Source organism: Bacillus sp. FSL H8-0492 (assembly GCF_038006145.1).
GTDB classification, from domain to species: domain Bacteria; phylum Bacillota; class Bacilli; order Bacillales; family Bacillaceae_G; genus Bacillus_A; species Bacillus_A mycoides.
Map to the genome: position 1 here is coordinate 1,750,245 of NZ_JBBOUP010000001.1, position 14,289 is coordinate 1,764,533.

Below are 14,289 nucleotides of genomic sequence, written 5' to 3' on the forward strand. Positions count from 1 at the left end.
TTATCCCCACTGATTATTAGTTGAACCAATCGGGCTTTTACGAGCAGTTGATTCCTCACCTAATTTCTTTGCTTTCGCTGAATTTTGAGTTAGGAATCTTACTGCCCGTTAAAGCGGGACAAATGGAGGGGCAACATGAAAAAAATAGGTGTAGGGATTGTAGGATTTGGATTTTCTAGTACAACATTTCACATCCCGTTATTACAAACGATAGAAGAATACGATATTCGTGCTATTTTATCATCAAAAGAAGAAGTAGTGAAACAAGCATTACCAAATGCTGAAGTTGTTGGTACAATTGATGAATTAGTAAATCGAGCTGATATTGACTTAGTGGTCATTACTTCGCCGAATACAACCCATTTTCCATATGTAAAAGAAGCAATTGTACACGGTAAGCATGTTGTTGTGGAAAAACCATTCGTTGTTTCAATTGAAGAAGGAGAAGAACTTATTTCATTAGCGAACCGACATAATGTCGTTTTAAGTGTGTATCATAATCGCCGTTTGGATAATGATTTCTTAACGATAAAGAAATTATTACAAGAAAAAAGAATAGGGAATGTATACGCATATGAAGCGCATTTCGATCGTTTCCGCCCACATGTACGCGATCGCTGGAGAGAAAAGAACTTACCAGGATCAGGTATATTATATGATTTAGGATCGCATTTAATTGACCAAGCATTATCATTATTTGGGAAACCAGATGCGATAAGCGCAGATGTAATAAAACAACGACCAGGTGCAGAAGTGGATGATTACTTCCATGTTGTACTTCACTATGGAGTGAAGCGCGTTATTTTACATAGTAGCAGTTACGTAAAGCAAGCTGGACCACATTTTACACTGCATGGAGATAAAGGTTCTATCGTGAAGTATGGTATGGATTCACAGGAAGAACAATTAAAGACTGGAATGAAGCCAGGGGATAATGGTTATGGATCAGACTCTGAAGAGAATTTTGCTACTTTAGAAACAGAAGAAAGCTTAGAGCGTATTCCAACAGAAGTCGGCTGCTATGACATGTATTATAAAGGCGTGCGAGATAGCATATTAAATGGTGAAAAGCTACCTGTAACTGCTCAAGAAGGTTTAGACGTTATTAAATTGATTCAATTGGCGACTGAGAGTAGTGAAACGGGTAGAGTCATTGCGGTAAAATAAAAAAGACACGAATTTCGTGTCTTTTTTATTAGGAACATATGAATATGACTCATTATTTAGTTTAATCGTTTATCATACATTAACTGGATTTGTATGCCGAAAGGATCTTCAATAATACCATATGCTTCACTAAATATATTTTTTTCTAATGGAGAGATTATTTTCACATACTTATCGGAAATTAAATTATTATAAAATCTTTGTATTTCTTCTAAATTAGCACTTTGAATGCAAAGTGACATGTTATTTCCAACGCTATAACGTTCAGTAGGGTTCATTGTATCTTCGGCTATCATTAGCTTTGTATTCCCAATTTGTAAAACAGAGTGGGCAATATGATCTTTATTTTCATTTGTAATTTCAAAAGAACTATCTCTTTTGGCCAGTTCTTCATACGTAACAATCATTAACTTCTTGGCTTCTAAATTACGTGTATAAAAATTAATTGCCTCCTTTGCTTGCCCATCCATTGAAAGAAAAATAGCTATTTCTAATGTCATAAATATATAACTCCTTTATTAGTTAATAATTATAATATAGACTAAAAAGGTTTCAATACATGACACCTTTTATGGAGGGAAATATGAAAAAAACTGAACGAATAAATGATATGCTTATTTTCTTAAATAATAAAAGACATTTTAATTTAAAAGATTTAATGGTTAGATATGATATTTCTAAAAGTACCGCTCTACGAGATATTCAATCATTAGAAGAAATAGGTGTACCAATATATTCTGAACTAGGTAGAAATGGAAGTTATAAAATTATAGAAAATAGTGTGTTATCACCAATATATTTTAGTGTGGATGAAATGTATGCGTTATACTTTTCGATTCTTACATTAAATGGATACAAAACAAAGCCATTTAATATAGAAAGTATTGCGCTTGAAAATAAATTTAAACATGTATTACCTGATAATGTGAGTAAAAATATTTCAATCATGGAACGAACGCTTTCCTTTGAAGTAACAAATCATAGTAACTTTAGTCCGTTCTTAAAAGAACTTTTACAGGGGATTTTTGCTGAACGGGTTTATCGTTTAACATATTTGAAAAAAGATGAGGAGAAAGCATTGGTCGCCCAATTTATTCGAATAGAATCTAAATTTGGACAGTGGTATGCTAAAATTTTTAATTTTGAGACAAGTAATGTTCAAATAATTAGATGTGATAAAATTCTCTCTATTATGGAAACAAGCAATACTAATCCAAAAAAGCTCGAAGAACTATTAAGTTATCTTACTACTTTTCACAGAAAGCCTGATGCAATTGATTTTATTGTCATTGTTAATCAAGAAGGAAAAGACATTTTTGATAAAGAGAATTATCCTTCCATGAGGATACAAAAAGAAAAAGAAAATTACATTATAACAGGCTATTTTAACAAGAAAGAAATTGATTTTATTTCAAGTTATTTTTTGAATTTCGGAAAAACGATTATCTCAATTCAGCCTGTCATGCTGAAAGATTTAATCTATAATAAGGTAGTATCTATAAAACATCATTTAACTTCTTTGAGATAAAGTTAGTTTTAATAATTCTTTTCGACATGAAAAAGCCCTTGAGATTTAAATATCCAAAGGGCTTTTTTATGATTTTGTTTGTTCTTTAGAAAAAATTATTTTTCTGGGACGGAAAGTCCATAAAAAAACATCGTAACTACATCTTGTATATGTTTTTCTCGATCTCCTTCAAGAAGCTGTGCCCCGAAATCATCACCTAATTTAGTGAACATTTGAATGTAAAGTAACATCATTTCTTTTGAAAGGTGTGGATTAATTTCATTTTTGCGCTGTGCTTGTTCTAATATTTCTAAATACCAAGGCAAGATTTTTTCGTTTTGATAACTATAAATAAATTCTCGGAGCGCTTCGTCTCTTTGCATCATTTGTAGTAACATATCAGGCTGAAATAACCCCCCAGTATTCATTTTTCTTACAATCATTTTTTGCATCATATCATGAAAAGGTAATTTTTCTTCTGCAAGCTCTTTATAATATTGAAATTCAGATATTATAAATTCTTGTATAAGTTCCCTAAATAACGCATCTTTACTTCCGAAATGATTATAAATTGTCACTTGAGAAACGTTTGCTTTTTTTGCAATATGTTCTATTTTCACTTCATTAAATCCACGTTCTGAAAATAATTTAAAGGCCGCATCCTTAATGGCACGTTTTTTCTTTTCTTTCACTTTTTCAAAGCCGTTCAATACAATCACCTCATTTAAAATATACAAGAAAAAATAATTGAAAACAATATTTTTGAAATATGGACATATAAATATTTCAAAAAGTTGTTGCGAATATGAAAGATGAGGAGTACAATAATTTTGAAATATCACATGTTAAATATTTCAAAAAATGAGGTGGGTTTATGATTTCAGTTCAAAATGTCACAAAACAGTTTTCAAATGGAAAAGGCTTGTTTGATATTACATTTGAAGTGAAAGAAGGAGAAGTTTTTGGCTACTTAGGACCAAATGGTGCTGGGAAATCAACAACGATTCGTAATTTAATGGGATTTATAAAACCGACGGCTGGTAAAGCGACAATTTTCGGATTAGATTGTTGGGAAGATGCTGCGAAAATTCAAAGAGAAGTTGGCTATTTACCAGGAGAGATTTCTTTTATTGAAGGAATGAATGGATTAGAGTTTTTAAATTTGATGCAAGGAATGCGTGGGTTAAAAAATATAAAAAGACGAGATGAATTGATAGAACGTTTGCAGTTCGATGTGAAAACACCAATTCGAAAAATGTCTAAAGGAATGAAACAAAAAGTAGGTATAGTTGCGGCATTTATGCATGATCCAGAAGTGTTAATTTTAGATGAACCGACATCAGGACTCGATCCACTTATGCAACAAGTATTTATAGATTTAATATTAGAGGAAAAGCAAAGAGGAAAAACAATCCTTATGTCATCACATATTTTCACTGAAATTGAGAGAACTTGTGACAGAGTAGCTATTATTAAAGATGGTTGTCTTGTAACGGTTGAAAATATTCATGATTTACAAGGCATGAGAAGACAGGTGATAGATGTAACAGTATCATCTCAAGAAGAAATCGAGTCTCTTAAACAATGTGATTTGCAATTTGAAGGAGTGAAAGCTAGAGAGGCGTCAATTATTGTGCAAGGAAACTATCAAACTGTTTTACAAATACTTTCAAACTATAATGTAACTGCACTTCAAACGAGAGCGACGGATTTAGAACATTTATTTATGCATTATTACGAGAAGAAAGAAGGGGTAAAGCATGAATAAACAACTATTTTTAGCTAGTTTGAAAGAAACGAAAAAAAGTATATTGAGCTATGCTACTGGTGCAGCTCTTTATTTATGGTTATTAATTTGGATATTCCCATCGATGGTTTCAGCCAAAGGTTTAAATGAATTAATAAGTGCCATGCCTGATAGTGTGAAAAAAATTGTTGGAATGGAAAGCCCAATTCAAAATGTAATGGATTTTTTAGCTGGTGAATATTATAGCCTGTTGTTTATTATCATTTTAACAATTTTTTGTGTCACGGTTGCAACGCATCTAATTGCTCGTCATGTAGATAAAGGGGCGATGGCATATTTATTAGCAACACCTGTATCCAGGGTGCAAATTGCAATTACACAAGCTACTGTTCTCATATTGGGGCTACTAATAATTGTAATTGTCACTTATGTAGCTGGTATATTAGGTGCAGATTGGTTTTTAAAAGATAATAACTTAAATAAAGAATTATTTTTGAAAATAAATGTAGTTGGAGGGCTTATATTTTTAGTAGTTAGTGCCTATTCATTTTTCTTTTCTTGTATATGTAATGATGAAAGAAAGGCACTTAGCTACTCAGCCAGTTTAACAATCTTATTTTTCGTATTAGATATGGTAGGGAAATTAAGTGATAAGTTAGAGTGGATGAGAAATATATCTTTATTTACATTGTTTCGTCCGAAAGAAATTGCTGAAGGAACATATAATATATGGCCAGTAAGTATAGGCTTAACTGCTGGAGCACTTTGTATCTTCATAGTAGCAATTGTAGTGTTTAGGAAGAGGGATTTACCGTTGTAAATTAGAAAGTCCACTGAGAAAGTGGGCTTTTTTTGTTTGTAAATTCGAAGGGATATCTTTTAGAGAAACATTTAAGTAGATAGTCAAAATGGAATGTTTACATTTTTTCTTGTAGAAATATTCAAAAGAATTGAACCTTTTTCTAGGATACTCCGTCTAATATGTGTAAAGTTTAATTAATAGAGAGGCTGAAACAGGAGGACCAATTGTGAAAGTAATTCCTTTATATAAGATGATTGTAAAAGAAGAAACGGATGTTTCTTTAGCGAAAAAGGGTAATCATGGGGCTTTTATGACACTTATACATACAGACAAAGTAAAGATGTATCGCATTGCGAAGGCGATGTTACGTGATGAGACGAATATAGAGGATGCGATGCAGGCAACAATCTTAAAAGCTTATGAAAATATAAAAAAACTGAAAAAGGAAGAGTTTTTTCAAACTTGGCTCATTAGAATTTTAATAAATGAGTGTAACAATATAATTCGCTCTTATAAAAAAGTAATTGTAATTGAGGATCATGATAGTAATATGGTGGCGTTCGATCGATATGAAGATATTGACCTTTGTAATGCTATTCAGTCTTTAACGGAAGAACTAAGAGCTGTAACTGTACTTTATTATTATGAAGATATGAATCAAGAAAGTATTGCAACGCTTTTAGAAATTCCAAAAGGAACGGTTAAATCAAGATTGTCACGTGCAAGGGAACAATTAGAAGAGCGATTAAAGATGGAGTAGGAGGTGGTTAAAATGGATAAAGAAAAATCATTTGATGAAAAATTAAAAAAGAGAATAGAAAAGGATAATACCGTATTGCCACAGGCACTAAATGAAAAAATTAATGATACACTTCATAATCTTCCTGTAAAAAGAAAGAGTTATAGAGTACATATGATGTTTATTAGTGCCGCTGTTCTAACGCTATCAATTGTATCTATGTCTGAGTTTTCTATACAGAGCTTTGCACAAAATGGAGGGATGTTTAATTACGTAAAGAAGAATGCGTTTTCTGATTATGAGAATGAAGAAGAAATAAAGTCGAACGTCAATTATCCAGATAAGGAGAAGATTCATCAAAAGATGCTTGATTCAATTGATCATTTCCAAAATGTTTCAGGGCAATTCGAAGAATATTCTAGCTCTACAAGAATTGCTACAACATATAAATATGTGATTGATACGGAGAAACAAAGTGGTATTTCATCTAAAGAAGACAAACTATCGAAAAAAAGCACGATTATTTATAACGAGGACGGAAAAAAAGAGTTTAATGATAAGAATAATACGTATAAAGAGACGAGATGGATCCCTAAAAAAAGAAATAATGAACTATTAAAATTAAGCCCTATGGAAAGGTTGTTGAGAAAATCAGGTGAGAAGAAACGGTATGATGACGAATATGTGGGATTCGCTAAGTACAGTATTCAATCAGAATTTGCTGATCTATTAATTCGATATAAAGATTGGAGTTATAAAGAAGCGAAGTATCTTGGACTCGATTGCTACAAAATAGAAGGGGTAATAAACATAGAAATGCCTGTAAGTACATCTGAAGATTTGAGTGGGAAATTTGAAATGGTTGTAGAGAAAAATACGGGGATTATGTTGAAGTTCCTTAGTTTCCATGAAGGTATGATTCAATATTCGATTACGACTGAATGGATACAAATAAACAAAGGATTGAAAGAGAATGTATTTCAAAAGGATAGCACTAATTATGAAAAATTGAAAAACATATTAGATGAATAGAAAACGGAGGGAACTATATGGAGAATACCTCTCCTTCAAGAGAAAAGAAAAATAAACGAAAATATAAAAAGACAACGATCATAAGTGTATTGTTAGGAGTATTACTATTTGGCGGAGTTGGGTATGGTGCTTATGTATATATGAAAACTTCTAATCTCGTACAAAAATCTAATTTGAACTTATCGCGTGGTGAAAAATCAAATTTACGTGAGAAAGCTGTAAAGCCAATTACACACAACGTTTCAATGTTAATTATGGGGATTGATGAAAATCAAGAACGGCAAAAGGGCTATAATGGTGCATTTCATACGGATGCATTATTGTTAGCTACGTTTAATAAAGAAGATAAGACAGTGAAATTAACCAGTATACCAAGAGATACTTATACATATGTTCCAATCGAAAAGAAAAAAGATAAAATAACACACGCATATGGAAGTGGTTTCGTTAAAAACGGAAAGGATGGAGGGCCACAAGCTTCTGTTGAGGCAGTAGAAAAGTTGCTGCAAGTACCGGTAGATTATTTTGTGAAATTTAATTTTGGGTCATTTATTAAAATTGTCGATGGGCTCGATGGTGTTGAGGTAGATGTCCCGGTTGAATTTACTGAACAAAATAGTAAAGATGAACCCGATACGATTCACTTGAAAAAAGGGGTTCAAAAATTAACGGGAGAAGAAGCACTTGCTTTGGCGAGAACTCGTCATATTGATAGTGATGCAATGAGGGGACAGCGCCAACAACTTGTTATTGAGGCGATTTTAAGTAAATTAAAAAGTGTAGGGTCTATTACAAAACTGGAGAAAATGGTTGAGGCCGTCGATGGCGATTTTAAAACAAATTTAGCATTGGATGATATTTTATCTTTTTATAAATATGGTTTAGATTGTTCAGTTGAGAAGATTCAACTGAACGGTGATGATTTATATTTACCAAATGGCCAAAATGGAAAGCGTGTATATTATTATAATCCTAATAAAAAAGACTTACAAAATTTGAGTAATACACTCAGAACACATCTTGGATTAAGTGAGAAACAAATTGAGGGAAATTAAAGCAGATGCTATATCTGCTTTTTTTGTTTTTGTAGGAAAAAGTTTTCCGGAATATACATTATTTATTAACGATAATCTACAGTCTGTTTATTAGAAAATATAATTAACACTATTAAATTAGTGTATATGTAACGATAAAAAACGATGTTAAAAAACTATATGGAATTTTTATGAATATTACTGTAAGAAAATAATTTTTTAATAATTTTCAATAATAACACTTTACAAATTTAAAAAAATTAGTAGAATAAGAAGTAGTAAGAATCGTCTGATAAATATATAAAGAAAAACAGAATTATCAGAAAATTCTTAAATAGATATCGTTTAGAATTAGGGAGGGTACAAAAAATGAAAAAGAAAAAAATGAAAAAACTAACAGCAGTTGTAGTACCGGTTTTAGCAATGAGCATGGTATTAACAGCATGTTCTACATCAGGCGGAGATAAAAAGACAAGCACAAACTCAAGTGGAGATAGCAAGTCAGAGGGAAAATTAGCGGCAAAACAAGTGTTGAATCGAACAGTAAACCAAGAGATTCCAACGATGGATTCTTCTAAATCAACAGATACAGTATCTTCACAAATGCTAGGGAATACGATGGAAGGATTATATCGTCTTGATAAAGATAATAAGCCTATTCCAGCTGCAGCAGAATCTAGCACGAAAAGTGAAGATGGTAAAAAATATACATTTAAACTGCGTAAAGATGCAAAATGGTCAAATGGAGATCCAGTAACGGCGAAAGATTTCGTATATGCTTGGCAACGTCTATTAGATCCAAAAACAGCTGCTGAGTATGCATTTATCGCATTCCCAATTAAAAATGCAGAAGTGGTTAATAAAGGTGAAAAACCTGTAGCTGAATTAGGAGTGAAAGCGGTAGATGATCTTACGCTTGAAGTTGAATTAGAGCAAGCGGTACCGTACTTCTTAAACTTAGTAGCATTCCCATCGTACTACCCATTAAATGAAAAATTCGTAAAAGAAAAAGGGGAGAAGTTCGGTATAGAGTCTGATACAACAGTTTATAATGGACCGTTCGTTCTTAAAGATTGGAAGCATGAACAAGGATGGCAATTAAAGAAAAATGATCAATATTGGGATAAAAAGACTGTAAAACTTGAAGAAGTTAACTTCAGTGTTGTTAAAGAACCAGCAACTCTTATCAATTTATATGATAGCGGTCAAGTTGACTTTGCTTTATTAACTGGAGAGTTCGTAGATAAATACAGAAATAAGAAAGATGAATTCGGAACATATTCACAAGTGAGTACGTATTTCATTCGTATGAACCAAAAACGTGATGGACAAGATACACCATTAAAGAGCAAAAAATTGCGTGAAGCAATTGCATTATCAGTTGATAAAAAGAATTTAGCAAACGTAATTTTAAATGATGGATCAAAAGAAGCTGACTTCTTAGTACCAAAAGGTTTAGCAACTGGACCAGACGGTAAAGACTTCCAAGAAACGTTTAAAAATGGTTTAAAACCAAATGCTAAAAAAGCTGCTGCAGCTTGGGAAGAAGCGAAAAAAGAGCTAGGTAAAGACCAAGTTACAATTGAATTCTTAAACTATGATACTGGTAATGCGAAAAAAGTTGGAGAATATATTAAGGACCAAATTGAGAAGAACTTAAAAGGTGTAACAGTTAACATTAAACTTCAACCATTTAAGCAAAAACTAAAATTAGAATCTGAGCAACAATATGATATTTCATACGGTGGTTGGAATCCAGATTATGCAGATCCAATGACGTTCTTAGATATGTTTGAGACTGGACATTCTCATAACCAAATGAGCTTCTCTGACCCTAAATATGACGGCATGGTGAAAAAAGCTGGAACGGAATTAATGAGTGATGCGAAGAAACGTTGGGAAGAGTTAGGAAAAGCTGAAAAAACATTACTTGAAGAAGATGTAGCGATTGTACCTTTATACCAACGTGGAGATTCTTATGTTTTACAACCAAATGTAAAAGGTGTAGTAAAACATAATATCAGTCCAGAATTTAGCTTTAAGTGGGCATACGTGACTGAAAAATAATAGAGTTGAAAAAGCATTTCAAAGTAGCTTAGCTACTTTGAAATGCTTTTTTTTAGCTCAGTTAAATAGAGAAGAATAAGGCGTATAGTACGTACATATAGTAGATGGGGGATAAATCATACTAATTTATGAAGGTAAAAATCAGAATATTTAAAATAAAACTATTTACAAATACGAAAAATAGAGTAGAATAATATTAGTTATAATTTTCAGAAAATTAATTGTTAGCAAGGGGTCTCTCAAGGGTTGGTAATGTACATATAATTAGGGAGGGTACAAAAATGAAGAGAAAAAAGATGAAAAAGTTAACAGCGGTTGTAGTACCAGTTTTAGCAATGAGTGTTGCATTGACAGCGTGCTCTGGATCAGGTGGGGAGAAGAAAACGACTACTACATCTAATAGTGGGGAAGAAAAAAAAGCTGATATTAAATATGCAGCGAAGCAAGTATTAAATCGTACGGAAAATCAAGAAATTCCGACGATGGACACTTCTAAATCTACTGATACGTTAGGGGCACAAATTTTAGGAAACACAATGGAAGGATTATATCGTCTTGATAAAGATAATAAGCCTATTCCGGCTGCTGCAGAATCAAGTACGAAAAGCGAAGATGGTAAAAAATATACGTTTAAACTGCGTAAAGATGCGAAATGGTCAAATGGAGAGCCTGTAACAGCGAAAGATTTCGTATACGGATGGCAGCGCTTACTTGATAAAAACACAGCTGCAGAATATGCATTTATTGCTTACTATATTAAAAATGCAGAAGCGATTAATAAAGGAGAAAAACCTGGAACTGAATTAGGAGCAAAGGCGGTAGATGATTATACACTAGAAGTAGAATTAGAAAAACCGGTACCGTACTTCTTAAATTTATTAGCATTCCCGTCATATTATCCTTTAAATGAAAAGTTCGTAAAAGAAAAAGGAGAGAAATTCGGTTTAGAAGCAGATACAACATTGTATAACGGGCCATTTGTAATGGCATCGTGGAAACATGAACAAGGTTGGCAGCTGAAGAAAAATGATAAGTATTGGGATAATAAGACTGTGAAATTAGAAGAAATTAATTACAGCGTTGTAAAAGAAGTGGCTACAAAAGTAAATTTATATGATACAGGATCGATTGACTTTACATTATTATCAGGAGAATTTGTAGATAAATATAAATCGAACAAAGATGAATACGGTGAATATTCAGAAGCAAGTACATTCTTCTTACGTTTAAATCAAAAACGTAACGGACAAGATACACCGTTAAAGAGCAAAAAACTTCGTGAAGCAATCGCATTATCAATTGATAAAAAAGGTTTAGCAAACGTTATATTAAATAATGGATCAAAAGCAACGGATCAATTGGTTCCAAAAGGGCTTGCGACAGGACCGGATGGTAAAGATTATCAAGATACATTTAAAAATGGTCTGAAATATGATGTGAAAAAAGGTGCAGCAGCTTGGGAAGAAGCGAAAAAGGAACTTGGAAAAGATCAAGTTACAATTGAATTACTAAGCTATGATGATGGAACTGCGAAAAAGATTGCCGATTACTTTAAAGATCAAATTGAGAAAAACTTAAAAGGTGTAACAGTTAACACGAAAATTCAGCCATTCAAGCAAAAATTAAAATTAGAGTCAGCGCAAGATTATGAAGTTTCGTTTGCAGGTTGGAGCCCAGATTATTCGGATCCAATGACATTTATTGATATGTTTGAATCGAAGAGCCCATATAACCAAATGAGTTATTCAAATCCGAAATATGATGAAATGGTACAAAAAGCGGGTAATGAATTATTGTCTGATCCGAAGAAACGTTGGGAAACGTTAGGAAAAGCAGAAAAATTATTCCTTGAAGAAGATGCAGGATTAGTTCCTTTATATCAAACAGGAAGAGCATATGTAATGAAACCGAATGTAAAAGGAATTGTGAAACACAACATTAGTCCAGAATATAGCTTTAAGTGGGCGTATGTAACTGAGGATGGCGGAAAGAAATAATATGAAAGCATTTCAAAAGTGGTTAATATGCTTTTGAAATGCTTTTTTTGTATGAATAGGAGAATAAGGCACATGGAAATTAGAAAGGAGTTCAACAATTGGATAGATAAATGATAGCAGAGATTTCATATTGATGAGAAAAATATAGAACATAGCAATAGAGAAGAATAAGAGGGGATATGTTTACATATAGTAGACGGGGGATGATTCATATAGTAGTAATAGTAAAATAGCAAGTTATTATCATAAAAAAATAAATATTTAGAAAATTTACAAAAATACTTTACAAAACCAGAAAAAATAGTAGAATATTAATTAATAAGAATTTTCTGATAACGAAAGTTAATAGAGAATCTCTAACTGTTAATATCGTACATATAATTGGGGAGGGTACAAAGAAATGAAGAGAAAAAAGATGACAAAATTAACAGCGGTTGTAGCACCAGTTCTAGCAATGAGTATGGCATTAACAGCTTGCTCGGGATCAGGTGGAGAGAAGAAAACAACTACAACGTCTAATGGTGGGGAAGAGAAAAAATCCGATATTAAATATGCAGCAAAACAAGTATTAAATCGAACAGAAACGAATGAAATTCCGACGATGGATACTTCGAAAAGTACGGATACACTTGGTTCACAAATTTTAGGAAACACGATGGAAGGATTATATCGTCTTGATAAAGATAATAAGCCAATCCCAGCTGCAGCAGAATCTAGCACAAAAAGCGAGGATGGTAAAAAATATACATTCAAGCTACGTAAAGATGCAAAATGGTCAAATGGTGATCCAGTAACTGCAAAAGATTTCGTATTTGCATGGCAACGTCTATTAGATCCAAAAACAGCTGCTGAGTATGCATTTATTACTTACTATATTAAAAATGCAGAAGCGATTAATAAAGGAGAAAAACCTGTAACTGAATTAGGAGTAAAAGCAACCGATGATTATACGCTTGAAGTAGAATTAGAGCAAGCGGTACCATACTTCTTAAACTTAGTGGCATTCCCATCATACTATCCATTAAATGAGAAGTTCGTAAAAGAAAAAGGAGAGAAGTTCGGTTTAGAATCTGATACGACAGTCTATAATGGACCGTTTGTACTTACTGATTGGAAACATGAGCAAGGCTGGAAATTGAAGAAAAATGACCAATATTGGGATAAAAAGACTGTAAAACTAGATGAAATTAATTACAGTGTAGTAAAAGAAGTAGCTACAAGGGTAAATTTATATGATACAGGTGCAATTGATTTCGCGCTTTTATCAGGAGAATTCGTTGATAAGTATAGAAATAAAAAAGATGAGTTTGGAACATATTCAGAACCAAGTACATTCTATTTACGTTTAAATCAAAAGCGTGCTGGTCAAGATACACCACTAAAAAGCAAGAAATTACGTGAAGCAATTGCATTATCGATAGATAAAAAGAATTTAGCAAATGTCATCTTAAATGATGGTTCAAAAGGAGCCGATTATTTAGTTCCGAAGGGTTTAGCAGCTGGACCTGACGGTAAAGATTTCCAAGAAACATTTAAAAATGGTTTGAAACAAGATACTAAAAAGGCTGCGGCTGCATGGGACGAAGCGAAAAAAGAACTTGGAAAAGATCAGGTGACAATTGAATTCTTAAACTACGATACTGGTAATGCGAAAAAAGTTGGAGAGTATGTAAAGGATCAGATTGAGAAAAACTTAAAAGGTGTAACAGTAAATATTAAACTTCAGCCGTTTAAGCAAAAATTAAAATTAGAATCAGAGCAAGAATATGATATCGCATATGGTGGTTGGAGCCCAGATTATGCAGATCCGATGACATACTTAGATATGTTTGAAACAACGAATTCTCAGAATCAAATGAGTTACTCAAATTCAAAATATGATGAGAGTATTAAAAAGAGTAAAACAGAATTAATGTCTGATGCAAAGAAACGTTGGGAAGAGTTAGGGAAGGCAGAAAAAGTGTTACTTGAAGATGATGTAGCACTTGTACCTTTATATCAAAATGCTAGATCATATGTTATGCAACCAAATGTAAAGGGAATTGTGAAACATAATATTAGTCCGGAATATAGTTTCAAATGGGCGTATGTAGAAGAGAAATAATAACAAATAAAAGCATTTCTAAGGTGTAGTAAAGCACTTTGGAAATGTTTTTTTTTGCACCACTTTTTTATGAATGAATATAAGTATTATAGA

12 protein-coding genes are annotated in these 14,289 nt (G+C 32.5%); 10 read left to right on the plus strand and 2 right to left on the minus strand.

Translation table 11 applies throughout. The features are described from left to right. The first annotated feature begins 135 nt into the window (after nucleotides 1-135). Nucleotides 136-1,167 carry an oxidoreductase gene (locus tag MHH66_RS08940; protein ID WP_002014316.1) on the plus strand — a complete coding sequence of 344 codons (1,032 nt, stop codon included), beginning with the start codon at nucleotides 136-138 and terminating at the stop codon, nucleotides 1,165-1,167. Between the two features lie 56 nt (nucleotides 1,168-1,223). On the opposite strand, the gene MHH66_RS08945 is transcribed toward MHH66_RS08940, so the two are convergent. Continuing rightward, nucleotides 1,224-1,667: a VOC family protein gene (locus tag MHH66_RS08945; protein ID WP_078185259.1), complete on the minus strand. Its 444-nt coding sequence runs from the start codon at nucleotides 1,665-1,667 to the stop codon at nucleotides 1,224-1,226. A 59-nt stretch (nucleotides 1,668-1,726) separates the two neighbouring features. On the opposite strand from MHH66_RS08945, the gene MHH66_RS08950 reads away from it, so the two are divergent. After that, nucleotides 1,727-2,695: a helix-turn-helix transcriptional regulator gene (locus MHH66_RS08950; protein WP_078185260.1), complete on the plus strand. Its 969-nt coding sequence runs from the start codon at nucleotides 1,727-1,729 to the stop codon at nucleotides 2,693-2,695. 95 nt (nucleotides 2,696-2,790) lie between these two features. Here MHH66_RS08950 and MHH66_RS08955 read toward each other — a convergent pair whose 3' ends face one another. Further along, complete coding sequence (locus MHH66_RS08955) at nucleotides 2,791-3,384, minus strand: TetR/AcrR family transcriptional regulator (RefSeq protein ID WP_002128486.1); 594 nt, start codon at nucleotides 3,382-3,384, stop codon at nucleotides 2,791-2,793. A 164-nt stretch (nucleotides 3,385-3,548) separates the two neighbouring features. Between MHH66_RS08955 and MHH66_RS08960 the strand changes: the two genes are divergently transcribed. The 8 genes from MHH66_RS08960 to MHH66_RS08995 all read left to right on the plus strand — a co-directional run bounded on the left by MHH66_RS08960 (nucleotide 3,549) and on the right by MHH66_RS08995 (nucleotide 14,196). Then, on the plus strand, nucleotides 3,549-4,442 hold the full coding sequence (locus tag MHH66_RS08960; RefSeq protein WP_002167840.1) for an ABC transporter ATP-binding protein: 894 nt from the start codon (nucleotides 3,549-3,551) through the stop codon (nucleotides 4,440-4,442). Continuing rightward, nucleotides 4,435-5,241 (plus strand): ABC transporter permease subunit, encoded by an 807-nt coding sequence (locus MHH66_RS08965; protein ID WP_078185261.1) that lies wholly within the window; start codon nucleotides 4,435-4,437, stop codon nucleotides 5,239-5,241. Before MHH66_RS08960 ends, MHH66_RS08965 begins: the two co-directional genes overlap by 8 nt. Nucleotides 5,242-5,449: 208 nt before the next feature. Next, nucleotides 5,450-5,983: a sigma-70 family RNA polymerase sigma factor gene (locus tag MHH66_RS08970; protein ID WP_078185262.1), complete on the plus strand. Its 534-nt coding sequence runs from the start codon at nucleotides 5,450-5,452 to the stop codon at nucleotides 5,981-5,983. A gap of 12 nt (nucleotides 5,984-5,995) precedes the next feature. Next, nucleotides 5,996-6,994: an anti-sigma factor gene (locus MHH66_RS08975; RefSeq protein ID WP_078185263.1), complete on the plus strand. Its 999-nt coding sequence runs from the start codon at nucleotides 5,996-5,998 to the stop codon at nucleotides 6,992-6,994. A gap of 17 nt (nucleotides 6,995-7,011) precedes the next feature. Beyond that, nucleotides 7,012-8,049: an LCP family protein gene (locus MHH66_RS08980; protein ID WP_012261388.1), complete on the plus strand. Its 1,038-nt coding sequence runs from the start codon at nucleotides 7,012-7,014 to the stop codon at nucleotides 8,047-8,049. A gap of 348 nt (nucleotides 8,050-8,397) precedes the next feature. Beyond that, nucleotides 8,398-10,095, plus strand: a complete 1,698-nt coding sequence (locus tag MHH66_RS08985) for a peptide ABC transporter substrate-binding protein (RefSeq protein ID WP_078185264.1) — start codon at nucleotides 8,398-8,400, stop codon at nucleotides 10,093-10,095. Nucleotides 10,096-10,376: 281 nt separating this feature from the next. Continuing rightward, nucleotides 10,377-12,092 carry a peptide ABC transporter substrate-binding protein gene (locus tag MHH66_RS08990; protein ID WP_063219667.1) on the plus strand — a complete coding sequence of 572 codons (1,716 nt, stop codon included), beginning with the start codon at nucleotides 10,377-10,379 and terminating at the stop codon, nucleotides 12,090-12,092. Nucleotides 12,093-12,492: 400 nt separating this feature from the next. Then, nucleotides 12,493-14,196, plus strand: coding sequence for a peptide ABC transporter substrate-binding protein (locus tag MHH66_RS08995; RefSeq protein WP_002192731.1), 1,704 nt, complete (start codon nucleotides 12,493-12,495; stop codon nucleotides 14,194-14,196). Nucleotides 14,197-14,289 lie beyond the last annotated feature (93 nt).